The sequence below is a fragment of the Bacillus sp. UNCCL81 genome (assembly GCF_900112535.1).
Lineage (GTDB): Bacteria > Bacillota > Bacilli > Bacillales > Bacillaceae_G > Gottfriedia > Gottfriedia luciferensis_B.
This window is the reverse complement of sequence record NZ_FOMF01000016.1, coordinates 1-26272: the sequence shown is the minus strand read 5'-3', so window position 1 is coordinate 26272 and position 26272 is coordinate 1. Positions and strand designations below refer to the sequence as shown.

22 protein-coding genes, 9 tRNA genes and 1 rRNA gene are annotated in these 26272 nt (G+C 33.2%); 3 read left to right on the top strand and 29 right to left on the bottom strand.

All coding sequences use genetic code 11. The features are described from left to right. Positions 1 to 84 precede the first annotated feature (84 nt). The 3 genes from BM319_RS22340 to BM319_RS22330 form a co-directional block, all read right to left on the bottom strand. Complete coding sequence (locus BM319_RS22340; RefSeq protein ID WP_286143880.1) at positions 85 to 969, bottom strand: TVP38/TMEM64 family protein; 885 nt, start codon at positions 967 to 969, stop codon at positions 85 to 87. 846 nt (positions 970 to 1815) lie between these two features. Next, on the bottom strand, positions 1816 to 2610 hold the full coding sequence (locus BM319_RS22335) for an aldo/keto reductase (RefSeq protein WP_091024786.1): 795 nt from the start codon (positions 2608 to 2610) through the stop codon (positions 1816 to 1818). A 75-nt stretch (positions 2611 to 2685) separates the two neighbouring features. After that, entirely contained in the window at positions 2686 to 3888 is a 1203-nt protein-coding gene (locus tag BM319_RS22330; RefSeq protein ID WP_091024746.1) for an MFS transporter, read from the bottom strand. 400 nt (positions 3889 to 4288) lie between these two features. Between BM319_RS22330 and BM319_RS22325 the strand changes: the two genes are divergently transcribed. After that, a complete protein-coding gene (locus tag BM319_RS22325) occupies positions 4289 to 4654 on the top strand; it encodes a winged helix-turn-helix transcriptional regulator (RefSeq protein ID WP_091024744.1) in 366 nt (121 codons plus the stop codon). Positions 4655 to 5241: 587 nt separating this feature from the next. On the opposite strand, the gene BM319_RS22320 is transcribed toward BM319_RS22325, so the two are convergent. Next, positions 5242 to 5913 (bottom strand): hypothetical protein, encoded by a 672-nt coding sequence (locus BM319_RS22320; protein WP_091024741.1) that lies wholly within the window; start codon positions 5911 to 5913, stop codon positions 5242 to 5244. Between the two features lie 64 nt (positions 5914 to 5977). Continuing rightward, entirely contained in the window at positions 5978 to 7342 is a 1365-nt protein-coding gene (locus BM319_RS22315; protein ID WP_091024739.1) for an alkaline phosphatase, read from the bottom strand. Between the two features lie 330 nt (positions 7343 to 7672). Here BM319_RS22315 and BM319_RS22310 point away from each other — a divergent pair, with 330 nt between their 5' ends. Then, positions 7673 to 8215, top strand: coding sequence for a copper resistance CopC family protein (locus BM319_RS22310; RefSeq protein ID WP_091024737.1), 543 nt, complete (start codon positions 7673 to 7675; stop codon positions 8213 to 8215). Further along, the gene (locus BM319_RS22305; protein WP_091024735.1) at positions 8212 to 9294 is read left to right on the top strand and encodes a CopD family protein; all 1083 of its coding nucleotides are present in this window, start codon (positions 8212 to 8214) and stop codon (positions 9292 to 9294) included. Before BM319_RS22310 ends, BM319_RS22305 begins: the two co-directional genes overlap by 4 nt. 45 nt (positions 9295 to 9339) lie before the next feature. On the opposite strand, the gene BM319_RS24895 is transcribed toward BM319_RS22305, so the two are convergent. From BM319_RS24895 to rrf, 24 genes are all read right to left on the bottom strand, one after another. Further along, positions 9340 to 9504 (bottom strand): hypothetical protein, encoded by a 165-nt coding sequence (locus BM319_RS24895; RefSeq protein ID WP_175403494.1) that lies wholly within the window; start codon positions 9502 to 9504, stop codon positions 9340 to 9342. A 90-nt stretch (positions 9505 to 9594) separates the two neighbouring features. After that, positions 9595 to 10011 carry a methylglyoxal synthase gene (gene mgsA, locus BM319_RS22300; protein ID WP_056476125.1) on the bottom strand — a complete coding sequence of 139 codons (417 nt, stop codon included), beginning with the start codon at positions 10009 to 10011 and terminating at the stop codon, positions 9595 to 9597. A gap of 119 nt (positions 10012 to 10130) precedes the next feature. Continuing rightward, complete coding sequence (locus BM319_RS22295) at positions 10131 to 11576, bottom strand: sensor histidine kinase (RefSeq protein ID WP_286143879.1); 1446 nt, start codon at positions 11574 to 11576, stop codon at positions 10131 to 10133. Next, complete coding sequence (locus BM319_RS22290) at positions 11566 to 12240, bottom strand: response regulator transcription factor (protein WP_069033936.1); 675 nt, start codon at positions 12238 to 12240, stop codon at positions 11566 to 11568. Before BM319_RS22290 ends, BM319_RS22295 begins: the two co-directional genes overlap by 11 nt. A gap of 150 nt (positions 12241 to 12390) precedes the next feature. Next, positions 12391 to 13068, bottom strand: coding sequence for a PspA/IM30 family protein (locus tag BM319_RS22285; RefSeq protein WP_069033924.1), 678 nt, complete (start codon positions 13066 to 13068; stop codon positions 12391 to 12393). A gap of 1 nt (position 13069) precedes the next feature. Further along, positions 13070 to 13480: a hypothetical protein gene (locus BM319_RS22280; RefSeq protein ID WP_069033925.1), complete on the bottom strand. Its 411-nt coding sequence runs from the start codon at positions 13478 to 13480 to the stop codon at positions 13070 to 13072. Between the two features lie 145 nt (positions 13481 to 13625). Then, on the bottom strand, positions 13626 to 14696 hold the full coding sequence (locus BM319_RS22275; protein WP_069033926.1) for a Ger(x)C family spore germination protein: 1071 nt from the start codon (positions 14694 to 14696) through the stop codon (positions 13626 to 13628). Between the two features lie 14 nt (positions 14697 to 14710). Next, on the bottom strand, positions 14711 to 15796 hold the full coding sequence (locus tag BM319_RS24445; protein ID WP_069033927.1) for a GerAB/ArcD/ProY family transporter: 1086 nt from the start codon (positions 15794 to 15796) through the stop codon (positions 14711 to 14713). Positions 15797 to 15813: 17 nt separating this feature from the next. Beyond that, positions 15814 to 17103, bottom strand: coding sequence for a spore germination protein (locus BM319_RS22270; RefSeq protein WP_175403495.1), 1290 nt, complete (start codon positions 17101 to 17103; stop codon positions 15814 to 15816). 635 nt (positions 17104 to 17738) lie between these two features. Beyond that, positions 17739 to 19541: a glutamine--fructose-6-phosphate transaminase (isomerizing) gene (gene glmS / locus BM319_RS22265; RefSeq protein WP_069033929.1), complete on the bottom strand. Its 1803-nt coding sequence runs from the start codon at positions 19539 to 19541 to the stop codon at positions 17739 to 17741. Between the two features lie 535 nt (positions 19542 to 20076). Then, positions 20077 to 21420, bottom strand: coding sequence for a phosphoglucosamine mutase (gene glmM / locus BM319_RS22260; protein ID WP_025671688.1), 1344 nt, complete (start codon positions 21418 to 21420; stop codon positions 20077 to 20079). Positions 21421 to 21433: 13 nt separating this feature from the next. Then, positions 21434 to 22726, bottom strand: coding sequence for a CdaR family protein (locus BM319_RS22255; RefSeq protein WP_091024730.1), 1293 nt, complete (start codon positions 22724 to 22726; stop codon positions 21434 to 21436). Further along, positions 22719 to 23537 (bottom strand): diadenylate cyclase CdaA, encoded by an 819-nt coding sequence (gene cdaA, locus BM319_RS22250; RefSeq protein ID WP_025671686.1) that lies wholly within the window; start codon positions 23535 to 23537, stop codon positions 22719 to 22721. Before cdaA ends, BM319_RS22255 begins: the two co-directional genes overlap by 8 nt. Before the next feature lie 653 nt (positions 23538 to 24190). Continuing rightward, entirely contained in the window at positions 24191 to 25090 is a 900-nt protein-coding gene (gene rocF, locus BM319_RS22245; RefSeq protein WP_084006898.1) for an arginase, read from the bottom strand. Between the two features lie 240 nt (positions 25091 to 25330). Next, a tRNA-Ala gene (locus BM319_RS22240) sits at positions 25331 to 25406 on the bottom strand. A 25-nt stretch (positions 25407 to 25431) separates the two neighbouring features. Next, positions 25432 to 25503 (bottom strand) — tRNA-Gly (locus BM319_RS22235). 16 nt (positions 25504 to 25519) lie between these two features. After that, positions 25520 to 25592 (bottom strand) — tRNA-Lys (locus BM319_RS22230). A gap of 27 nt (positions 25593 to 25619) precedes the next feature. After that, positions 25620 to 25694 (bottom strand) — tRNA-Gln (locus tag BM319_RS22225). An 8-nt stretch (positions 25695 to 25702) separates the two neighbouring features. Further along, positions 25703 to 25787: transfer RNA gene (locus tag BM319_RS22220), tRNA-Tyr, on the bottom strand. A gap of 18 nt (positions 25788 to 25805) precedes the next feature. Further along, a tRNA-Val gene (locus tag BM319_RS22215) sits at positions 25806 to 25881 on the bottom strand. Positions 25882 to 25890: 9 nt separating this feature from the next. After that, positions 25891 to 25965, bottom strand: a tRNA-Glu gene (locus tag BM319_RS22210). A 16-nt stretch (positions 25966 to 25981) separates the two neighbouring features. Next, positions 25982 to 26054 (bottom strand) — tRNA-Thr (locus tag BM319_RS22205). A 13-nt stretch (positions 26055 to 26067) separates the two neighbouring features. Further along, a tRNA-Asn gene (locus BM319_RS22200) sits at positions 26068 to 26142 on the bottom strand. A gap of 10 nt (positions 26143 to 26152) precedes the next feature. Then, positions 26153 to 26268 (bottom strand): 5S ribosomal RNA (gene rrf, locus BM319_RS22195). Between the last annotated feature and the right edge of the window lie 4 nt (positions 26269 to 26272).

Genomic DNA, 26272 nt, shown 5'->3' with positions numbered 1-26272 from the left:
TTCAATTTCGACAAATGCAATTTTAAACTTTCTTAATAAGTAAAAAGGCAATGTAATGTTAAACCATTACATTGCCTTTTTGTATTATTCACTTTGGGTAACATAAGCTTCTTTTGAATTTGTTCGTTTAATTGATTTTTTAATCATAAATGATAAAGATAAGATGCAGGCAATTACAATGGAGCTAGTTAAAGCTATTTGCGATGTTGTTAAAGAGAAAAATTTAGCCAAGTAGACAGAGTATGATAGTAGAGATGATGTAATTAATTTTGAAATCGAAGCAATTAATAGAAACTTTTTGAAAGATACTTTACTAATTCCTGCCCCTACACAAATAATTTCATCTGGTAAAATCGGAATGATAAACATTAAAGTTAATATAATTGTTTCATTTTTTTTGACATATTCCTGATATTTATTTAACTGTCTTTCTTTAACAAACTTTGAAACTAGTTTAAGTCCACCTATTCTTGCTAAGAAATACATAATGACAATACCTAAAGTTGAACCTAAAAATCCAATTAACGCTCCTGAAAACGATCCAATTACAGCACTACCCGCAGGAATAGTAAGTGCTTCTGGTAAAGGTAAAAAAATCGGTTGAAATAAACAGATTAAGAAAAATAGTAATTTTGCAGTTGCGATATGATTGGTTAATAATCGCTCAACTCCGTACTGATCTACAAATACTAGAAATTGACTAGCATAAAATACAATTCCAACTACTGCTATACAAAGTAGTAAACTAATTAGCGCTATTTTTGTAACCTTTAAAAACTTTCTATGATTCGAGACAACTAGATAGAAATCTAGTAGCAGAATTCCCATGATTGCAAAAATGAATGATATTTTATAGATCGTTACGACAGTAGGTAAACTAGTGACTAATATTAAGATCGATATTGTAGCTAATACTATGTGTAGCGTAAGTTCTTTCATCGTATTAAACTGTTTATTCTCTTTCTTCAAAGTAATCAACTCCTCTACTACAGCTTGACCGTTCAATGTTTTTCGCTACTATGTTTATCGTAACGAAACAGTATATAATATGAAACGAACTTAAGTATTAAACTTACTAAGTCTTAAGTCTTACAGTGAGGAAGTTTTTGTAATTGAAATTGTTATATTCGAATATTCGACCCTTAGTACAAAATGCCTCTATGATTTAGATCGAATTTAATATTTTTTTTTAAGATTTGATGTGCAATTACCACATTCGAGTAGAAATAAAAACGACTGTCAAAGATTTTGACAGTCGTCTAGACGCTGTTGAAAAACAACTAACCTTGTCATCTAATTTCCAAATTTTCGTAAAGGGAGTAGAGTGATGTTGATTTCCACTCCGGGATGCTCGCTTTCCATGGGGCGTGATTCTTTAGCCTCCTCGGCGAGCCTGTGGGGTCTCAGCCTTCCCGCATATCCCATAGGAGTCGAGCAGCCCTCCACTCCAATCAACTTAATCATCAAAAAAAGGTTACACTAAAAAAATAATCTAATATCCTTTACTTAGAGTAGCATAACAGTTTGATAATCTGTTAATAGGTAAATTTGGATAGAACATCAGAGTATTAAAATAATCATTTAAAAATTAGCCCTCAAATATTTTTACTTCTCCGGAATAAACAATTACTAGTGTTCGTTAATATTATAAAACTGCTTAAACAACTAACATTTAAAATCATTATTAAGAAATCTAAAAATGAATTAATTAAATTAATTATCAATTCACTTACTATACTTTTGACCATTTTATATTTCAACACTTAATAAAAACGACTGTCAAAGATTTGACAGTCGTTTACTTTTATTTTTTGATTAGAAATCAAAATTGTCAGGGTCTGGGCCAACACGAAGATTTTGGTTCAGTGAGTTAATTTGGTTCATATCTTCTTCTGTTAGTTCAAAATCAAAAATATTTGCGTTTTCTTGAATGCGGTGTTCTTTGATTGATTTTGGTATGATTACTACACCGTTTTGTAAATGCCAACGTAATACAACTTGAGCAATTGATTTATTATGTTTGTTTGCTATTTGTGATAAGGTTTCGTTTTCAAATAATTGTCCTTGCATTAATGGAGCCCACGCTTCTACTTGAATTGAATTTTCTTTTAAAAATTCTCTTAGTTCAACTTGACTTAGCATTGGGTGTAATTCAACTTGATTAATCATAGGCATTATTTCAGCATTCGCCATTACTTCTTTTAAGTGATGAATTTGGAAGTTACTCATTCCAATTGCTTTTACTTTTCCGTTTTTATATAGTGTTTCAAGTGCTTTCCATGATTCAACATATTTACCTTCAACTGGCCAGTGGATTAAATATAGGTCTAAATAATCAAGACCTAGTTTTTTCAAACTTAATTCAAAAGCATCGATAGTTGATTGGTAGCCTAGATCGGCATTCCAAACCTTTGAAGTAATAAATAAGTCTTCTCGTTTAAGATCATTTTCTTCAAGAGCTTCTCTAATCCCTTGCCCTACACCTTCTTCATTTTGATAGATCGCTGCAGTATCGATACTACGGTAGCCATTTCGTATTGAAGCTTTTACAGAATCAATTACGACTTGTCCGTCTTCTACTTGGAAAACTCCTAACCCTATAATTGGCATTTCTAAACCATTATTTAACTTAACTAAATTATTCAATTTTATTTCTCCTTTTATCTATTTAGTATTTTTTAAAATTTACTTTTTCTTTTCTAAAGAAGCGCTCCATATACTTAGCAGAACTGCTCCTAATACCATGATTCCACCTATCCACGGTGTATGAATCAATCCGATTGTATCTACGACTAAACCACCAATAAATGCTCCAATTGCAATACCTACGTTGAATGCTGCTATATTTAACGCTGATGCAATATCTACTGCAGATGGGACATACTTCTCAGCTAATTTCACAACATAAATTTGTAGACCAGGTACATTCATAAAAGCAAGCAAGCCTAAAAAGAAAATCGTTACAATTCCTACTAGTTTAAATGGAGCCGTAAACGATAGAATGATGAGAACAATCGCTTGAACGGCAAACATCCACGTTAATGCTTTTAAAGGATTTTTATTAGCCGCTTTTCCACCGATCGTGTTACCAAGTGCTACTGCAATTCCATAAACAAGTAAGATAATACTTACAGAGTTTGGAGCAAAGCCGGTAATTTTTTCAAGGATTGGTGACAAATATGTGAATGCTACAAAAGTACCTCCATATCCTAATGCTGTAATAGCAAAAGCTAAAAGTAATGGTCCATTTTTTAAAACTTTCAGGTTATCACTAAATTTTGATGCTGGTGGTTGTTTAATTGTTTTTGGAACTAATATTGCAATTGCAATGATTGCAATAACACCTAGTAATGCAACAGCTCCAAAAGTTGATCTCCATCCAAAATGTTGACCAATAAACGTGCCTAATGGAACACCTGTTACAGTCGCAACCGTCAAACCTGTAAACATAAATGCAATCGCACTTGCACGTCTGTTTTCAGGCACTACATCGGCGGCAATTGTTGAACCGATTGAGAAGAATACACCATGTGAAAATGAAGTAATGATTCGAGCAACTAACAATAAACCAAAACTAGTTGAAAAAGCAGCTACACTATTTCCTATGATAAAAATAACCATTAATAGCATTAGTAACGATTTTCGACCAATTTTGTTTGTTAATGCGGTTAAAATTGGTGCTCCAAATGCAACACCCATCGCATATCCAGAAATTAATAATCCCGCTAAAGTGATTGAAATGTTCAAATCACCAGCAAGAGTTGATAATAAACCAACGGGAACAAATTCGGTTGTTCCGATACCAAATGCACTAATGGCAAGAGCCATTAACGCAGGTGTGCCACTTTTTTTCTCTTGCATCTTAATTGAAGCAGCGGTTGAACTCATAGAGAATCCTCCTTGTTATTGTTATTTTTTATGATTAGTTTGAATACACGAGACGTGGCGCCTGAATAAAGTCTCATTGTCATTCAAAACATAAATGAAATAGTAAAAAGATCAAAGTTTCCTTTATAAAAATACTTTTTAGTAAATGTTTGTTAATCAATTAACTATTTGTCATTATGAGCGATAGGAATAAGTTAGAGAAGTATGTACTTTGAAGTGATATAGTTACTTTTTAGTAACATTTAAGAGAATAAAGGCTTAAAACAGAGAAAAAATTACAAAAAGTTTTTTAACAGACTTGAAACTACACAGTTTACGAAGAGAATGTTATGATATTTTAATCATTAAAAATATGTTGCGTAGGTCGTTTTGTTTAAATATGAATGAGGGAGAGGAGAAAATGAAAAAATACAATATTCCGGTTGAAGCTTCATTAGATGTAATTGGTGGTAAATGGAAGGTAGTGATTCTTTGTCATTTGACAAAAGGGACGAAAAGAACTTCTCAGTTAAAAAAGTTAATGCCGAACATTACCCAAAAAATGTTAACTCAGCAACTGAAAGAATTACAGGAAGACAATATCGTTCATCGAAAAGTATTTAATCAGGTTCCTCCAAAAGTGGAATATTCCTTAACGGATTACGGATGGTCTTTAAAAGAAGTATTAGATCTACTGTGCACTTGGGGAGAAAACCATATTGAAACAATGTATCCTGATAAAAATGACGTACTTCTTCCACCAGTTGAGGATGAAGTAACTCTATAAAATAAAAACTCCTTCTATTGAAAGGAGTTTTTTTAAGAGTGTTGAAATATAAAATGGTTAATAGGGGAAACAGACATTAAATGAACATTATTTAATGATGAGATTATCATTTTTAATGGTTTTAAATGTTAATATGTTTGAGCAATTTCATGTTTCTAATAACACAAGTAATGATTTTTTTCAGAAGTTAAAAAATTATGAGCTAATTTTTAGAAAAACAAATTCAATTGATTAGTTTAGTTTAAATAATTTTTGATATTAATTGACCTACAAACTGATTAATAAACAACTGTTAGGTTACTTTAGTAAAGGCTATTTGATTAGTATTTATTGCAGAGACTTTTTTTGATGAATAAGTTGATTGGAACGGAGGGGTGCTCGACTCCTATGGGATTAGCGGGAAGGCTGAGACCCCGCAGGCTTGCCGAGGAGGCTAAAGAATCTCGCCCCATAGAAAGCGAGCATCCTGTAGTGGAAATCAACATCACTCTACTCCTTTTACGAAAATTTGGTAATTTAATTGACAAAATTGTTTTTCAATAGCGTGAAAAAACTCCTTCTAAATGAAAGGAGTTTTTATCTGCAATCTAATTAAAATTAACTTTTATTTTTTGTGCTTTCGCAATTACTTTATGCTGATCATCCAATACATCGCTAGTTGTTAGCTCAATCCATTTCAAGCTAGGATCAATATGATCAACTATAAATCCCATTGCTCCTTGCTTTGAACTATTAGGACTCATTTCCCCACCTAAATATTCAATATAGAAGTCATCTTTAAATTCCTTTACTTCATTATTACTCGTCATCAAATGGGCAACTGGACCAAAGTGTAATTTTTTATTCGAGTGATTAATGATTTCTACCTCTACCTTAATAAATCGAAAACTTTCATAGCTTTCTGTATAATAATGAAAATAATCCATTAAAGAATAGGTCGGTAAGTTTTTAATCAGCTTAATCTGTTTAAGTTTCATTTCGATTGGGCCAATTGAATAGGACTTATTTAATGAAGCAATGCCCTCTAAAGTAACTTCTCCTTTATCATCTTTAAGTGTTTGACCTTTAAGGAGTAAACTCGTATCATCTGAAACCTGTGGATTAGGAACATATACATCGTTTAAAGACTTTGCTCGGCTTTTAGAGATTGTAGAGACCTTTTTTATATTCTCTGCTGAAGCAGTTGTTTTCTCCTTCTGAACTAAGCTACATCCTGAAAGCATTAAAGAAAGTAAAATAAATGGAATCAATTTTTTCATATAAATCCCCTTTCATCCTTAAATCCCGTTAAATAAGTTCATTTAACGGGATCTGATTTATTACTTATTTACCATTCTTTAATATTCTAAAGATGTTTTTTGCTTGATCAGTATTATCAATTTTCCCTGCAAATAATTGGCTGCCAGGTCCATATGCATAAACATTTACGTCTTCACCTGTATGACCACCAGTAGTCCAACCAGTTACTGAACGGTTATCAAAAATTGCTTCGATTGCATTATCAATCTCTACCATATTTTTTGACTCTGCTGCTTTTTTAACAGATTGAATTTCTTCAGGCTTCAATTCTAAGTTAATATTCGATTTTAATGTTTTTTCTACTTCTGCACCTTTACTAATTTGTTCAGCCATGAAATCTGGCGTACGTTTAGCTGCAGCAATCGGTGCACCGTACCAATTGTAATCACCTTTTGCACCGATAGAATAGCCACCTGTTGAGTGGTCAGCTGTTGCAACGACTAATGTATGCTTGTCCTTTTTAGCAAATGCGATTGCAGCTTTAAATGCTTTTTCAAAATCTTCCATTTCACTCATAGCTGCTACAATATCATTGTCATGTCCAGCCCAATCAATTTGACTACCTTCTACCATTAAAAAGAAGCCATCTTTATCTCTACTTAATTTATTAATAGCTGTATTTGTCATATCGCTTAATGATGGCATTGAATCATCACGATCGATCATTTTCGGCATTCCACCTGGTGCGAATAAGCCTAACATTTTATTATTTTTATCATTTAACATTTGATTTTTATTCGTTACATAAGAGTAGCCATCTTTTTTAAATTGCTTTGTTAAATCACGGTCTTCTCGTACAAAATTACTTAATCCGCCACCAAGCATGACATCTATTTTATGTCCACCTTTAATTAGTTCATCATAATAATCATCTGCAATTGCATTCATATTTTTACGACTTACATCGTGAGCTCCATAAGACGCCGGTGTAGCATGTGTAATTTCTGAAGTAGCTACAAGCCCTGTTGCTTTTCCTTTTTCCTTTGCAGCCTCTAGTACTGTTTTTACACTTGAGCCATCATTATCTACGCCTATTGCAGCATTATATGTTTTAACTCCCGCTGACATAGCTGTTGCCGCTGCTGCAGAGTCAGTAATATTTTGCTTTGGATCCTCAGGATATGTCATTTGTTGCCCTACTAAGTAATGATCGAATTCTGTTTGTTCTACTACATTTGTTTTTGGATTATCTTTTAAATAACGATAGGCAGTCGTGTATGATACACCCATTCCATCTCCAATTAAAAAGATTACATTTCTGATTTCATTCTTGTTTGTTTCCTTAGCTTGTACTTTATGATTTGCAAATGAGCCAATAAACGAACCAAATGCCATTGTTGAAAGCACCGCCACTGGAATTAACTTTTTCTTAAGTTTGTTTCTGAACATAAAAAAACCCCCTAAAAATTAAAATTTCATTAGATTTCACCTCTTAATTTTAATGAAATTTTATTAATTTACTTTGGAGGTTCTGTAAATAGAGTATTAAGAATTGTTTTTACTATATTAATTTTCTTAATTAAAACCAACCACAACTTTTCTTAGCATTCAAATATAAACTGACTAGTTCCGTCTTCTTCACAAATACATCACATTTTTGAACTAAACTATCTAATTGAATAGAGTGGTTAATTTAACTAAAACAATAATATTTCATAATCACAAGGTTTTACATTATATTAAATTAAGCACGAATTTTACACAAAGAAGGAGATTTATATGAAAAAAGGTTTATCAATTATTATTTTACTGCTATTTTTATTCCCATCTATGGCGAGTGCCCATACCAAGCTTGTTTCTTCTAATCCATCAAATGGGCAAATAATCACTGAACCAATTAAACAAATTACGCTTGAATTTGAAGAAGCACTTGAGCAATTAGGTACGATCAAATTGTATAAAGCTGGAACTGCTACAGCTGTTACAAACGTGCAAGTTAAAGAGAATAAATTAATTGCTGATTTACCAAACGATCTAGAAAATGGTGATTATAAGATTGAGTGGAAAGTTGTAAGTGAAGATGGTCATCCAGTAACAGGTCAAATTCCATTCAAAGTGCAATTGAAGCAAGTTGAAACTAAAACGACAACTGAAAGTAAAACAACTGACAAAGCAGTTAAGGATCAAACGCCAGCTAAAGAAAAACAAAAAGAGGCTACTCCTAAAAAAGAAAGATCTAAATATCTTATTCCATTAATCGCAATTGGGCTTTTTGGAATCGCGTTAATGGTTGGTGGAGTTGTTCTTTGGAATAGAAAATGAGTTATATTGTTCCAATCACGGAGTTCATAACATATATCCTTTATTCGATATTAGCAGGAAAGTTTGTTTTAGATTTTGTACCGTCAGATAAAAAACCAACAATCAGAATTTCGAAAGGTGCTGTTTATTTAGTTATTGTCGGCATATTATTCTTTTCACTATTTCCTGCTCTACGAATTATTACTTTTTTCTTAGATGATGTTCATCTTAAAACAGCCCTTTATTCTGTTTTCATAAAAACAGCTGTTGGTAATGCATGGATTTACTCGAGTATGTTTGCCATTATGCTTGTCATTAATATTTATAGCGATGGTAAAAAGTTTTTTAATTTCTTTTGGCTATTTATGATGATTTTAAGTATCGGTTATGCTGGTCATATAACCTCTATGAATTTTTGGACGGGTTTTATCTTTCAAAGTAGTCATTTTCTAATGGTTTCTATTTGGAGTGGAATTCTATTTAACGTCACTTGGCTAGCTAAGGACACTAATAACTATGGTCGTTTCTTAAAATGGTTTACACCTTTAGCCATCATATGTGTTGTTATTATATTTATTAGTGGTGTAGTCTTAATGCTAGAAGTCGTTAAATTAAAAGACTATACAAATGCTTGGTTGCTTCCTTATGGACAGATGTTAGTCTTGAAGCACATCAGCATCATTCCAGTATTGTTTTTTGCTTTTTTCAATGGTGTACTAATGAGAAAGTCCGCTGAAGGCCCTTCGAGTAATATTCGTAGTTGGTTAAAAGCAGAGTATATTACCATCATAATTGTATTCTTTTTTACAGCTATAATGGGTACTAAATCTCCACCGCATAATATTAATTTAACTTTGCAAAATGAGGGTCCATCTAAATGGATTGAATGGATTATGGGGATTGATATTACTTTACCTATTAGAATAGCTTTTAGTTTTACGGCTGAAGGAACGATGTTAATGAGTATGTCGATCATCTTCCTAGTATTACTAGTCATCAGCTTTATGAAAAAGACAAAAATCATGTTACCAATTACATTTAGTCTTTGCTTTTTGTTTACAATGTATCTTGGACTAATGTATAGCGTATTTGTTCAGTAAAAAAAGATTGTACATAGTACAATCTTTTTTTACTGAATTTCTATCTTAACTTCCATGTCTCCATTTAGTTGGTTTTCCTGATTTAGGGCAATTAGGGAACTTTTGTCCTGCTTCTAATTCAATATGCTCCCCGTCTGCGTCAGTATAGTAGCCCGAAATCATAACTGTTTCACCTGTATCATGTGTATGTCCAAATCCTTGATTATCCATGATAAACCTCCTTTTCAATTGAACTAGAATTACTATTTCCTTCATCAAAGTTAATTATTCGATTACTACATCTTTTTTAGGATTTTTTGCTTATCTTTCTCGAATTTGTTTATCATGTACGATGTTTCTCCACTTTAAGTCCCCTCGCTCTAAACCATGAATTAAAATTTCTGCTGTTCCCATGTTTGTTGCTAAAGGAATTGAGTAAACATCACATAAACGAATTAAAGCCAAAATATCCGGTTCATGTGGTTGCGCTGTGAGTGGATCGCGAAAGAAGATTACAATATCCATCAAATTCTTAGCTATTAAGGCACCGATTTCTTGATCTCCCCCTAGTGGTCCAGAATTAAATCGGTGTATTTTTAAATTTGTATTTTCCATTATTTTTGTTCCAGTTGTTCCTGTTGAATATAATTCATGTTTTGATAAGATAGATTCATATGCCATTGCAAAATTTACTAAATCTTTTTTCTTTTGATCGTGTGCAATGAAAGCAATTTTCAACGTCAACATTCCTCTCTTTTAGGAAAAATGGATTTCCAATTTCGGCAATTGTTCTTTTTAAACATTGGGAAATACGCCATTCAAATTTACCATTTATATTTTTTACTTCTTTGTATCGGTTATTCTACTCTTGTGGCATATGTCTTTTTACTACTCATATTAGAAGTTGGAATCCGAATAGTAAACGTACTTCCTTTTCCAACTTCACTATCTACTTGAATAGTTCCATTATGAATTTCCACGATCCATTTTGCAATTGCCAAGCCTAAACCATGGCTACCAATTTGTCTAGATCTAGCTTTATCTGATCGATAAAAACGATCAAATATTCGGGCGTGGTCCTCCGGTTTAATCCCAATACCAGTATCTGTTACTTGAATACATAGTTCATTTTCTTTATTCGAAAGAACTAACTGAACCTCTCCTCCAATTGGCGTATACTTAATCCCATTATCTATTAATATATATAAGAGCTGTGATAACTTTTCAGAGTCTCCCTCAGCGATTACATTCTCTGAAGCAGTTAAGTTTAAATTGATTTGTTTAGATGCAGCTAACGGTTGTAGAGATCCTATCGCCTTTTCTGCAATGGAGCGAAACTCAAACTTTTCTAATTTAATTTCAACTTGATCTGAGTCTGAACGAGCTAAAGTTAATAATCCGCTGACTAAGTTTGTCATCCTTTTTACTTCGTCTTTCATATTAAATAAAAGCTTTCGAGAAAAATCATCTTTCTCTGTATCAATCGTCATTTCCATTGCATCTATCGACGATAACAAAACGCTTAATGGTGTTCTTAATTCATGAGAAGCATCTGCAACAAATTCGCGTTGTCGGTTAAATGATTTAAAGATAGGAATCATCGCTTTTTTTGACATAAAAAAACTGATATATAGTGCAACTCCAGAAAATACGATTGTTAAGCCAACCAATATGATGACAACAAATTTAAATAAATGGTAAACATCTGAAATATCTTTTCCAACATAGATCGTACCGATGAAATCTCCCTTATAAAATAGTGGTTTACCTGATACCATCAAACTAATCTCTTTTCGATTTGAAGGAACATGTATTTCATGATCATGGAATTTTCTCATGTCCTTTTCAAACTCTTCATGTTCTAATTTAATTTTTACCTTTCGTGTTTCATTTCCTTTAGGAATCCAATCTTTTATTTGCCCAAACAGCCTTGACCTTATTTGTGGGATATCCTCCTGTCCCATTATTAATTCACCATTTGGATTAACGACATAATAAAAAAATTGATCGACACCTGCTAAAACTACCTCTTTGTCATCATCCTGGAGGTTTCCTTGTTGATTTTGAATCATATAGTTTTCGATAATCTTTGCTTCTTGACTAGCCAATGATTCCACTGTACGTCTTTGATCATTCATTATGACTACATATAACGCTGCAAAGACGATGATGATGAATATAATTAGAAAAAGCATAACAAGTCCGCTATATAGTATCGTTAGGCGATTTTGCGTACGCTTAAAAACATCTCTACCTCCGCGATTTCGAAAATCACGTAAAGAAGAAATAAGATTAGTTATCAAATTTATATCCTACCCCTCTAATGCTTTGTAGCAAATCTTGTTTACCAAGCAAATCTAGTTTCTTTCTAAGAAGTTTAACAGTGGCATCAATCGTTTTCATTGCAACATCTGAATCAAAACCCCATACCCGCTCCAAAATAATTTCACGAGGTAATACTTGCCCTTTATTTTGTATTAAAAAATCAACTAATTGAAATTCGCGAGGGCTTAATTGAATTTCAGTATCTCCACCTCTGATTGATTGGCTTGTACGATTAAGAATCATATCACTAATAATAATTTCTTCCTCTAATATAGGAGCATAATTACGTCTAGAAAGCGCTCTTAATCGAGCAAGTAGCTCATCAATTTCAAAAGGTTTAACTAAATAATCATCAGCTCCTGAGTCCAGTCCTACAATGCGGTCCTCTAGGGCGTCTTTAGCCGTAAGGATTAAAATCGCTCCTGAATATCCTTCTTTGCGTAACCTACGACACACTTCTATTCCTGTTCCACCTGGCATCATCCAATCTAATACTAATACATCATAATGACTGTTTGTAGAGTAATAGTAGGCTTCTTCTCCCTCTGTAACCCATTCCACTTTATAACCTGCTTTTTTCTTTAACATATAACTGATTAGCTCACCGAGTTTCAAATCATCTTCAGCTACTAGTATATTCATCATCAAAAATACTCCCTCGTTTTATATAAGTATCTCTATTTTTTTTCGGTTATCTTCTTCATCTTTTCCATTTTCAAATCAATTATAAAATAAAAGGAAGCACCCGTTAATTAATACGGTGCTCCCCTATATTTCTTTTAGATCATGACCTTACGCAGTTTCCACAGCATGCTGTTTTAGCTGTTTTAGCTTTTGTAGCTCTTCTTCTACTTCTTCACTCATTACGTTATCTTTATATCCATTAGATAGGTTAGTATGATATGCAAATTTATTTTGAGCTTGTACTTCTGCCTCCATCATAAGTATTCGATCTTCTGCACGTGATATGCCATTTGCGATTGTTTCTGAATTAAATGAAACAGATGTTTGTTGAATTTGTTTAATTGATTTTGCAATATTTGCTCTAGAAACTAGTAACAGTCTCTTATGCAGATATTCATCATATTTACCTTTCAGTTCATCTAATTTTTCATAAAGTGACTGAGTTTGATTTTGAATTGTATTTAGTTGCTCTGTATAGAGACTTAACTGTTTTTCATGAACAAGTTTTTCCTGTATTGCCAGTTTTGCAATGGAATCTTCACCATTTTCAACTGCTAGCTTAGCTTGTCCACTTCTTTTGTTTACCAGCCCTTCTGTCTCTAAAATCAATGCTTTTTGCTTATTCTCTAGATAGATTTGACGAGAGAGTGCTTCCTGACCTTTCAAAAGATCTTCTTCCATTTCTCTAATATATTGATTTAACATTGAGATTGGATCTTCTAAACCATCCAATGCTCCATTCACTTTAGCCAATGATATTGATTTCATTCTTTTAAAAATGCCCATTTTATTTATTCTCCTTTTTTGACAATAGATTTTTTTCCCATTTATCCAATAAGTCTGCGTTTGTTCTGTTTATAGGTGTATTAAAACTAGTTGTATCTAATGAAATTTGATTAACCTGGCTAGCTTGTCCCTTTTTAACTAACTTTTTAAAGATAAAAGTCACTACCGCAATTGCGATTAAAAGGAATAATACTAAACCAATCCAAGAAAAATCATGAAAATGGTGTGGACCATGCATTATCTGATGTGATCTAAATTCGTTTCGACCGCCTCTATCCATGTACATTGAATGTTGATCAGCAAAACGTCTTTCATGAAAGCCACCTAGTAATCTAAGAAAAAAGTGTACCCCTAAAACAAAAACTGCAGTTATAGAGACCCACGTAAATATTCTCTTTACTCTTTTATTCATGTTATTTCCCTCCTCTCATTTCTTAATAAATTGAATTCTAATAGAGGATGGTGAAATTATGGTGAAAACCAAAAATTAATTTTGTTCATAAAAAAAGATAGGTAACAGATTTTCATCTGCATTCCTATCTCTTTTTCTTTTAAAATTATTTGATTAATCCGGTCCCTTTAATTTTCACTTCAGACTTAATCTTAAAGGCTAGGCTATCGTACTTTTTGTTCCATAATGATAAATTTCTATTTTCGCTATTCCTAGATAAGTATCTTAAACCAAAACCGATTGGATCAATGTCTTTTTCTTTTATTTTAATTAGTAAAGCTTTAGTCTCTGCACTTATTTTATCTTCCAATTGCTTATTAAGTTTTGGTATGTCACTTTCTTTGATCGAATCAAGGTCATCAATCTTTTCTTCTATAACCGCTCTCACCTTAATCGTATAATTGGCAACAATATTTTTATTTTGATGTTTTAATTTGTAATTTGCCTTTCCTTTTTCTAAATTCATTACAAACATAACTTTCTTGTTTTTGACCTTTAAGCTTTCATCGTAAATTCCAGTCGTTAAAAGTCGATAAGTTTCTGATTCACTTGGACTGAGGTCCATAATCATTTTACTCTTATCAAATAATGCTATTCGGTCTACTAATAAATCTTTTTTATTTGATTCAATAATAGGCATAACGATGTCTATTCCGTCTTCTGTTTCTCTCCTATATGCGTCGAAAAGACAAACTGAATCTATGTATGGCGATTCAGTTCTACTAAAATCAAAATATGATTTTAAAACACCGCCTGATACTTGTTCTTGTATAGGTTTAAAGTTAAGCACTTCAAATGCATTCGGTTTAGCAACGCTTAAATAAGACGTCATTTGAATATCCGGTCTTCTTACAAAAAACTCTAATAGCGGTTGTATATTACTTTTAGCTAATTTTTCTCCAATCACAATCGCACTACTATGTCCATAAACCAATTCCTTATCAATCTGTGATTTCATTAAGTTAAGACCTTCTGAAATCGAGTCAGTATTTGCTGTGAGTATAAGAAATTCTGATTTTGGTATTTTCGGATCTCCATTAGGAATTGCTACTTTAATCATCACTTTATATTTTTTTTGAGGATCCTCAGATTGATCAATTCCAATAGATGTTACGAATGCTCTCTTATCAATATCTTTAAAGGTACATCCAGATAATAGGAGCGTTGCACCAATCATAAAAAAGCTAAGACTTAAATAACGTTCCTTTTTTTTATAGACGCATATAATAACGAAATGATTAATAAGAAGTTTGAGATAGCATTTAAATTGAAATACAAAGTAAAATATTTTACTAAATCTGTTTCTCTTATTAGAAGTTGAATAACTGTAGTTAAACAGATAAAGAAGGAAATTAATAACCATTTATAAGATCCTCCATAACTTAAATTGAGAGTTTTAAAAAGCTCTAATGAGGTATGCCAGCTAAGTATGATATATATTAATGAAATAATGATTTGGCCAAACAGTAGAATGTAAATAACCCTCTCTACTATCAAATAGTCAAAATGCATACTATCAACTGTCGTTAACCAAACAAACACTTCTTTCCTAACACCGTTTAAGCCTAAGTATCCGATTGGTATTAAATAATTACTGCAGATTATAAACATCCCACATAGAAAAATCCAAAGAAGAAATTTTTTGGTTATAAAATTTAAATTTATTTTTTCATTAAAAATAATTAAATTAGAGAATCCCGTAAAGACAAATAGGGCAGCGGTGAACGCACTAATTTTTGGTAGATGTTTGAAATAGTTAATAGATTGGTAAAGGGAATCGACTACAACAAAACGATCAGTCAAAAATCTTATAAGCACAAATAAAACAATTGGAATATGAAGTATTACGAGTATTTCTGTAACGTATAATAATGATTCTGTTTTTAGTAAAATCGCAAAAATTATTACTAAGAGAAATACAATATAAGTTATTAAGATAGGGGTATTTGGATTGATAAATATATTTACAACGTGAATTAACGCAATAATAAATAATGCACCCGTCAAGTACCAAAAAATTAAGCTATAAATTATGTAGCATTTTCGACACCAGTCGGGAACTACATTTTTTATGATTTGACTAATATTTTGTTCAGGAAATTTACTAAATAACTTTTGTAAAATATAAATAAAAAAGCCACCTACTATAATGGCCAAACCAATACTTGTAATACTTCCATCTAAACTATTCCTATACAATATTTGTGGCCCAAATGCAGTTATGCTAATAACCGTATTTAAATAAAATAGGTATGTAATATATCTTTTCCCTAGCAAAAAATGCACCCCATTATTTAATTTTTATTAAAAAGTGTCAAATAAGGTTTTCCTAAGCTTCTTAAATTACATAAATGGCAAAGTATAGCTAGTGTACCTACTATAACGCCAATCATCCCAAACAATGAGGCAAATAGTATAATCGGATATCGAACAATTCTAATTGCTTGATGCATCGCATTAATTGGAATACTAAATAAAGAGATGGCAACTAATGAAACAACGATAATCATGATGTCTGCTACTAGACCTGCCTGTGATGCAGTTTGCCCTAAAATTAGCCCCCCTACAGTAGTAGCTGTAGAACTAATTGATTTAGGTAATCTCAAACTTGCTTCTATTAAAAATTCTGCCATTAACATGAGAAAAAGAATTTCAATATAAGAAGGAAACGGCACTGACATTCTACTTCCGGCAACGAGTAAGGCGAATTGGACTTGTAAAACTTCTGGAGAATAAGAAATAACTGCGACATAAATAGCTGGTAAAAACACTGTAATCATTAAAGCTATATAACGGATTGAAATAAAAAACTTCGACACTAACGTTAGTTCCACCGTATCATCCATCGATTTAAAGAAGTCGGCGAAAGTCGCAGGTCCAATTAGCGCCCATGGCGTTCCCTCAACAAGTAAAATTATCTTTCCAGTTGATAGATTAAATACGACTCGATCTGGCCGCTCAGTAGTTAGAAATAGAGGAAATAAACTCCACTTATTATTAATTAATATTTTTTGAAGTTGACCGCAGGATTGTAATACATCAATTGTTATCCCTTTAACTTTTTCTATGAGATGTTTGTATACATTACCATCTACTAAGTTCTCATCATATAACACAAGTACTTTAGTTTTTGATAAATTTCCTACAATATAGTTTTCAACCTTTAAAGTACTCTTTCTATACCGATTACGAATCAAGTTTAAAGATACATCAATTTTTTCATTTAATCCGTCCTTTGGTCCTTGTAACACATTTTCTTCGGTCGACACTCCAACAGAACTTGCACTAAATTCGCTGATCATAATTGAGTAGTTTATTTCATCTAAATTTATAATAATATTTCCGTTTAGAATCTTTTCAACCATGACTGATTCTTCGGAAACGATCTCCCAATTATTTAATGTTTTAAGGTAGTTTTTATATAAAACAAATGATTCATATTCATAAAAAGGTGTAATAAGAAGTTCAGTAATTTTATTCCCATCACATACTGAATTTAAATAGTAAAGAGTGATCGTTTTATTATATTTTTTTAGGCTACGTTTTTGAAAATCAATGTTATTTTGAATTGATTTAAACTTCATATACATCACCTCTTTATTAATTTGTACGAATATCATGTGGATATTCGTAAATATTGGCAATAAGAAAAACGTGTATAAAAAACAATTTTTTTAAATATCATCACTTTGTTCGATAATTTACGGAAGAAACAAAAAAGAGGCTGCTGAAAATTTAGATTTCAACTTAGCCTCTTTTCTATTAAAGTTCAACCTGATTTGGTTTTCTTATTACAACACGCTCATCAACTTCACTAACATGAAAGTCATCTTTTGTTGGAATGAAGTTTTCATCGTAAACTTTTATCATCATTTTTCACTCCTGCTCAGTATTTAAATGCGAATTTTCCCATATTCTTAAGATGGATTGCTTGTTCTAGTTTTATTCTTAGTTTTGTTAAATTTTTGCTGCTTGTATGTATTATCATGTTCAAAATAAAAAAGGACTAATGGTTATCACCACTAGTCCCCTGTATTTTAAATTTAAAGTTATTTAATTGGTTTTCTTATTACAACACGCTCATCAACTTCACTAACGTGAAAATCGTCTTTTGTAGGGATGATATTTTCATCGTTAAATTTGGTCATCTTTTTACACTCCCTGCTCAGTTTTTATTTTCAAATCTGTTTTTTAATAAACTTTGAGATTACTAATTTTATTATTCAACAGTAACTGATTTTGCAAGATTACGTGGTTTATCAACATCACAACCACGATGTAAAGCAGCATAGTAAGAAATTAATTGTAATGGTACGACTGAAAGGATTGGAGATAATTCTTCTTGTACTCTTGGTAAAATGAAGCGATCGCCTTCCATATTTAATCCTTCCATAGAAATGATACAAGGGTTAGCACCACGAGCAACAACCTCTTTTACATTTCCACGAATGTTTAAGTTTACTGATTCTTGTGTTGCTAATGCGAAGATTGGAGTCCCTTCTTCGATTAGAGCAATTGTACCGTGTTTTAACTCTCCACCAGCAAATCCTTCTGCTTGGATGTAAGAAATTTCTTTTAATTTTAATGCGCCTTCTAAGCAAACGAAGTAATCTACGTTACGACCGATGAAGAATGCATTACGAGTTGTAGCTAAATATTCTGTAGCAATTTTTTCAAACTCTTCTTTTTGGTTTGTAATTGATTCCATTGCATTTGCTACAATTCCAAGTTCTTTAACTAGGTTAAAGTTAACTGATTTTCCTTTTTCTTTTGCAAGAGCATTTGCAACAATTGCAAGTACTGCTAATTGTGCAGTGTAAGCTTTCGTTGATGCAACTGCGATTTCAGGACCTGCGTGTAAAGGAAGAGTGAAATCAGCCTCACGTGATAATGTTGATCCTGGAACGTTTGTAAGTGTAATTGCTTTATGACCTAATTTATTTGTTTGTACTAGACATGCTCTACTATCAGCAGTTTCACCGCTTTGTGAAATATAAATGAATAATGGTTTTTCTGAAAGCAGTGGCATATTGTAAGAGAATTCACTTGCAACATGTACTTCTACAGGTACTCCCGCCATTTTTTCAATAAACTGTTTTCCAACAAGACCAGCATGATAACTAGTTCCACAAGCAACAATATATAATCTGTCAGCTTCTGCTAAAGCCGCTTTAATTTCTGCGTCGATTACAAGCTCGCCATTTTCATCTTGGTACTTTTGGATAATATTACGGATTACTAAAGGTTGCTCATCTGTTTCTTTTAACATGAAATGAGGATAAGTTCCTTTTTCGATATCGCTAGCATCAATTTCTGCAGTATACGGAGAACGTTCTTTAATATTTCCGTTAAGATCCATTAATTGAACACGATCTTTAGTAACTAAAATAACCTCTTTATCCATTAATTCAATAAATTGATCAGTAATTTGTAACATTGCCATCGCATCAGATGCAATAACATTAAACTCTTCACCAACACCAACTAGTAATGGACTTTTATTTTTTGCTACATAAATTACGTCATCGTCTTGTTTATCTAATAATGCAATTGCATAAGAACCTTTAAGAAGCTTAAGTGTTTCTCTAAAAGCATCAAGCACAGATAAACCTTTTTTAATATGAAGTTCTACTAACTGAACAATTACTTCAGTATCTGTATCACTTGTAAAATCAATATCATTTAAATAATCGTTTTTTAATTGTACATCGTTCTCGATAACGCCGTTATGAACAAGTGTAAAACGTTCAGTAGAGCTTTGGTGAGGATGCGCATTTCGTTTACTTGGAGCACCATGTGTTGCCCATCTTGTATGACCAATTCCAACGTTTCCGTCCGCTTTTGTAGGGATTGATTTACGTAATACTGCAATTCTACCTTTTTCTTTATAAACTTCTACACCATTGTCAGTTAAAAGAGAAATCCCAGCAGAATCGTATCCACGATACTCTAATTTCTCTAAACCTTTTAATAAAATTTCTTTCGCATTATCATTTCCAATATATCCAACGATTCCACACATAATTAACTATTGCTTAGTAAGTCCTAAAACAAGACATACAAAATGTATAGGAATGGAACGCTGTTTTCCTAACCGTTTAACTATTTAATTTTCTATTCCCTCGTCATGTTTAATAATGGTAGAGGACTTACAAGCAATATCCACCTACCTTTCATATTCCGCTCATTAGCGAGTTCATTTTTTTGTTTTAAACGGTGTATCAGATTATTTACGTTTGTGCACACAGTCACCCATGTGTTTTACATAAATAATTTCGGTTGTGATACAGCAACCGGGAGTCATCCGCCGAAACTTCGATAAAACTCCACCTCGTCAACTACACATTCACGTCTAGTGTAGTTCTGGCGCTTTTTTAATACTTTATTATTTCTATACTCCTTCCCTGTTAGGAAAACAATAAAACAACTATACTATACTGTATTAAAACTGGTCAACAAAAATATGTTGAAAAAAAGTTATAGAATAGCTGTATATAACAAAAATATGCATAGACTTACACAAAAGTGCTCATCAATGCATATTTTTTTAATTTATATTATTCTCCAACTTCTTCTTTTACAACAGCAACAATACGTTCTACATATTGTTTACATTCTGCCTCAGAAGGAGCCTCAGCCATTACACGAATAAGTGGCTCAGTACCAGAAGGACGAACTAAAATACGACCATTGCCGTTCATTTCTTCTTCTACCTCTGAAATGATTGCTTTAATGCGTTCGTTATTAAGTGCTTCATTTTTATCTGTAACACGAACATTAATTAATAATTGTGGATACTTTTTCATTTCTCCAGCTAATTGTGATAAAGTTTTACCTGTTTCTTTAACAATACTAACGAGCTGAATCGCACTTAACATACCATCACCAGTCGTAATATGATCTAAAAAGATGATGTGACCAGATTGCTCGCCACCTAGATTGAACCCATTCTTTCTCATCTCTTCCATTACATAACGGTCTCCAACACCTGTAACTGCACTTTTCATTCCATTTGTTTCTACTGCTTTGTAGAAGCCTAAGTTACTCATAACAGTTGATACAATTGTGTTTTGTTTTAGACGACCTTTTTCATTTAAATATTTTGCACAAATATACATTATTTGGTCACCATCAACGATTTCACCATTTTCATCGATTGCGATTAGACGATCTCCATCTCCATCGAATGATAAACCGATGTCAGCACCTTTTTCCTTCACAAGAGCTGCTAAAGCTTCAGGATGTGTAGAACCTACACCATCATTTATATTAAATCCATTAGGATTTGTTCCCATTGTAACAATATCTGCTTCTAAATCTGCGAATAAATATGGCGCTAATGAAGAAGTGGCACCATGTGCACAATCTAGAGCAACTAATAAGCCTGAGAAATCTTCGTCAATTGTGTTTTTAAGGAATTGTAGGTATTTTTGCCCACCTTCAAAATAATCGCTAACTTGACATAAATCATTTCCAGTTGGTCTTGGTAGACGATCAACTTCTGCATCCATTAATTCTTCAATTTCATCTTCTTGTTCATCCAACAGTTTAAAACCGTCTGGACCAAAAAACTTAATTCCATTATCTGCAACAGGATTATGCGAAGCTGAAATCATAACACCCGCTTGTGCTCCTAGTGCTTTTGTTAAATAGGCAACACCTGGAGTAGAAATAACACCTAATCTCATAACTTCAGCACCAATTGATAATAAACCTGCAACTAGTGCTCCTTCAAGCATATGTCCAGATACACGTGTGTCACGCCCAACTATAATTTTAGGTTTGACATTATTTTTTGTTAAAACATAACCGCCACAGCGTCCAATTTTATATGCTAATTCAGGAGTTAACTCTTTATTCGCAACTCCTCGTACACCATCAGTACCAAAATATTTACCCATTTTAACTCTCCTTCTAATTCGATGACTGTCCTACATCGCCTGAATTCTCATTTTCATCAGTTTGAGCAGATGATTTTTTATCAGTAATTTCAATCGTTATTGTATCAAAATCTAAACTATATATAGCTCCTTTTGGGCCGGTAATAGTAAGCGCTACATCTCTAGTTCCTGGTTCTAGTCCATTAACTTTTGCTGTAATATTTAAATCGCTTGGATTAATCGCATCCAAGTCTTTCTTAAATCCTTTAGCAGTAACTACTACTTTTCCTAAAGGGGGCTTAGTAAACTTATATTCAAATTGATTATTTTCACCCACTAAATTAATTGGGATATTACTAAATTTCTTTTCCATTTCTTGATCAAAATTAACGTTTACATTAATCGTGCTTGAGTCAACTCTAAATGCTCCATTTGGAGTAGGTACATTTACTTCATATGTACCACTTTGATTAAATGAAGATATGTCAACTGGCACTTCTATTGGTCCATTAAACTTGTCCAACCAATCTTTTGACGCATAAATTCTTACTGCATTAACATCACTAGCAAGACTACTTAGTTTTAAACCATCCTTAAGTGTTCCTGTTTGCACTAACTTAATCGGGAAGCTAGCACTTTCCGAAACAATAGGGACAGTTACTTCAACTTTTCTTGGACTTGTAATGAACGGAAGTTGAACACCTTTTTTATTGTATAATCGAACAGGTAGCACCTGACTAAATGTCTGATTCGCATCAGTAACATCCACACCAACACTTGCATATGCCACTTGTGATACATCATATCTTGATCCTACTATTGTAACTAAACCTGGTTTAACAATTGCATTCTCTGCCTTATAACCATGTTTAATCTTTTTTTCATTTAGATAAACAACTTTAACTGAAACATTTTTTTCAATTTTTTCATTAATTGTTACTCTAACTGTTCTTGGTTTAATAGTTGCTTTTATTTTATCTGAAATATTTCTAATTTTTAAAGGAACTTCATATGTACCTAAAGCATACGAAGTTAAATCCAAATATACTTCAAAATCCTTCTTCATCTCAGCTGTTTTTACAATACTATTGGGTCCATCTAATTGCACTGAAACATTCTTTGGAATCCCAGTTACAATTAGATTGTGCTGATCATAAATAGGAGTTACTGGTACATCTCGCACTAATTCTTTATTATTAACAAACGGTATGTCTCCTAAGCCCGATGAACTTGATTGTGGGACTAGATTGACAGACATAAAAAGTAATAATGTTACTAATAAAGCGATTCCTCTTAATATCCAACGATTATCCATAAAATTATCCATTACGTTTCACCTTCCAATTCCATTTAGATGTAGTGGACTCTTCTGGTGATTTTAGTTCAGTATTTAATAAATTTATAAGCTCGTCTTTTGATAATTCCCTGTATAGATTTCCGTTCCTTGCAACTGAAACCGCACCTGTTTCCTCGGAAACTACAATCGTAATACTGTCAGTAACTTCACTGATTCCAACTGCAGCTCGATGTCTGGTTCCTAATTCCTTTGAAATAAATGCACTCTCAGACAGAGGCAAATAACAAGCTGCTGCCGTAATCTTTTCACCTTGTATAATTACAGCTCCATCATGTAGTGGTGTATTTGGTATAAAGATATTAATCAATAACTCTGATGATAAATTAGCATTCATACGTATACCGGACTCTATGTAGTCACCCATTCCTGTTTGTCTCTCAAAAGAAATAAGTGCACCTATTCTTCGTTTAGCCATGTATTCAGTGGCTTTTGCAATGTTTTCAACAATATCATTTCGGTCATTAATCCCATTACCAGTCGTTCTAGAGAAGAAACGGCCACGTCCAAGCTGTTCTAGTGCTCTCCTTAATTCTGGTTGAAAGATAATAATAACCGCCAAGAATCCCCATGTTAATGCTTGATCCATTAAGAATTGTAGAGTATGCAAGCCAAATAGGCTGCTTAATACTTTTACAACGATAATGATTGTAACACCTTTTAGGAGTTGGACTGCCTTTGTCCCTTGAATAATGATAATTAATCTATAAATAACAAACCAAACTATTAGTATGTCTAATCCATTCTGTAAATACTGTAAAAAATTTATATGTAAAGAAGGCATCTTTTACCCTCCAAATTCTCTAGAATAAAACTGTATCTTGAGTATTATACCATATTTTTGCAATACACAAAAATTGTGAGTTATTAATTATATTAACAATACTTTAACGACTATTTTAGTTATATTAAACAAAATTACAGAATTATATATATTGGCTCTTTATATTAATAGGAGAATGACCAACCATTCTTATTTGGTTTTAAAGTTTTTGAAAAACAGTTTTCCATATTTTTTTGATAAAAAAAAAGCTAGCAAATGCTAGCTTCACGCTGTTGAAAAACAACCTTGTCAATTAAATAACAAATTTTCGTAAAGGAGTAAAATGATGTTGATTTGCATTACAGGATGCTCGCTTTCCATGGGGCGTGACCTGAGCCTCCTCGGCGCGCCTGTGGGGTCTCAGGCTTCCCGCATATCCCATAGGAGTCGAGCATCCTTCCATTCCAATCAACTTATTCATCGAAATAAGTTTGTTATAAAAACCTAATCAAATAGCCTTTACTTAGTGTAATCTAACAGCTTTTTATTAATCAGTTTGTTGGCCAATTAAGATCGAACATTAATTTATAAGCAATCATTTTAATTTGTTTACTAAAAATTAGCATAATATTTTTAACTTTATCCATATTGACCGTTTGAATTTTATTTAAAAATTAAAGTAATTTCTCACCTAATAATGAGCCTATTAATGCAACGGCTACGATTGCTGTTCTATTTCTTTCGTCTAAGATTGGATTAACTTCTACGAATTCAATTGAAGTAATAATATCAGCATCAGATAGCATTTCCATTGCTAAGTGGCCTTCTCTATAAGTGATTCCTCCAGGTACAGGTGTGCCCACTCCAGGAACGTGAATTGGATCTAGACCGTCAAGATCTAATGATAAGTGTACACCGTCACACCCTTTTAAGTGGTCAATGCTTTCTTCCATTACTTTTGTCATTCCTAATTTATCAATTTCATGCATTGTATAAACTTTAATTCCTAATTCTTTAATAATTGCTCTTTCGCCTTCATCAAGATCACGTGCACCAATAATGATTACGTTCTCTGGTTTTACTTTAGGGAAGTAACCACCTATTTTCGTTAATAAGTCGTGACCATGACCTAATGAAACAGCTAAAGACATACCATGAATATTACCAGAAGGAGATGTTTCAGCAGTATTTAAATCTCCATGTGCATCAAACCAAATTAATCCAAGATTATTATAATGTTTTGATACGCCTGCTAATGTACCGATTGCAATACTATGATCACCGCCAAGTACTAGTGGCATTCTGTTTCTTTTAATAACTTCATCAACTTCAGCAGCAAGCTTTTCACATGTATCTTTTACAGATTTTAAGTTCTTTAAATTATGTTCTGAATTATCTTCTTTAACTGGTGTACGTTCTACTAAAATATCTCCTAAGTCTTCTACCTGATAAGACATTCTTTCAATACGTTCGTGCAACTGTGCATATCTAATTGCACTTGGCCCCATATCTACCCCACGTCTAGTTTGTCCTAAATCTAATGGTACTCCAATAATCGAAATATCTTTTAACATTTTTATTTCCCCCATCGACTGATTTCATAAAAGAAAACGCTTACTTGTTTTTGAAAAAATATAATTTTTTGACTGTTAAAGTTATTAATTATATTAATAGTTTAAATCTTTTGAAACAAATGGGTCAACTCGACATTTTTTTGTATACATATGCATTTTGAGCTTATTAATTGCTATATCATATGATTATATACAACAAAAAACCTTAGTCAAATGACTAAGGTTTAACTTTATGTATATTGGTGGAGCCTAGCGGGATCGAACCGCTGACCTCCTGCGTGCAAGGCAGGCGCTCTCCCAGCTGAGCTAAGGCCCCACTGTATAAAAATATATGCGAATGAAGCGGAAGACGGGGCTCGAACCCGCGACCCCAACCTTGGCAAGGTTGTATTCTACCACTGAACTACTTCCGCACATAAAAAAAAAGAGTGAGCCATGAAGGATTCGAACCTTCGACCCTCTGATTAAAAGTCAGATGCTCTACCTACTGAGCTAATGGCTCGTAATAAATTACGATAAAATAAAAAAATGGCTGGGCTACCTGGATTCGAACCAGGGCATGACGGAATCAAAATCCGTTGCCTTACCGCTTGGCTATAGCCCAACAATAAATGGTGGAGGGGGACGGATTCGAACCGCCGAACCCACAGGGAGCGGATTTACAGTCCGCCGCGTTTAGCCACTTCGCTACCCCTCCGGTATTTATTAAATTAGATGGTGGAGGATGACGGGCTCGAACCGCCGACCCCCTGCTTGTAAGGCAGGTGCTCTCCCAGCTGAGCTAATCCTCCGTAATAAAATGGTGACCCGTACGGGACTCGAACCCGTGTTACCGCCGTGAAAGGGCGGTGTCTTAACCGCTTGACCAACGGGCCAGTACAACTTTTCCTAAGCTTCCAACCGGGCTCGAACCGGTGACCTCTTCCTTACCATGGAAGTACTCTGCCTGCTGAGCTATGGAAGCATTAAGTTAAAAATGGCTCCGCAGGTAGGGTTCGAACCTACGACCACTCGGTTAACAGCCGAGTGCTCTACCACTGAGCTACTGCGGAATAATCATAAACCAAGCGACGTTCTACTCTCACAGGGGGAAACCCCCAACTACCATCGACGCTGAAGAGCTTAACTGCCGTGTTCGGTATGGGAACGGGTGTGACCTCTTCGCTATCATCACTTGATTCA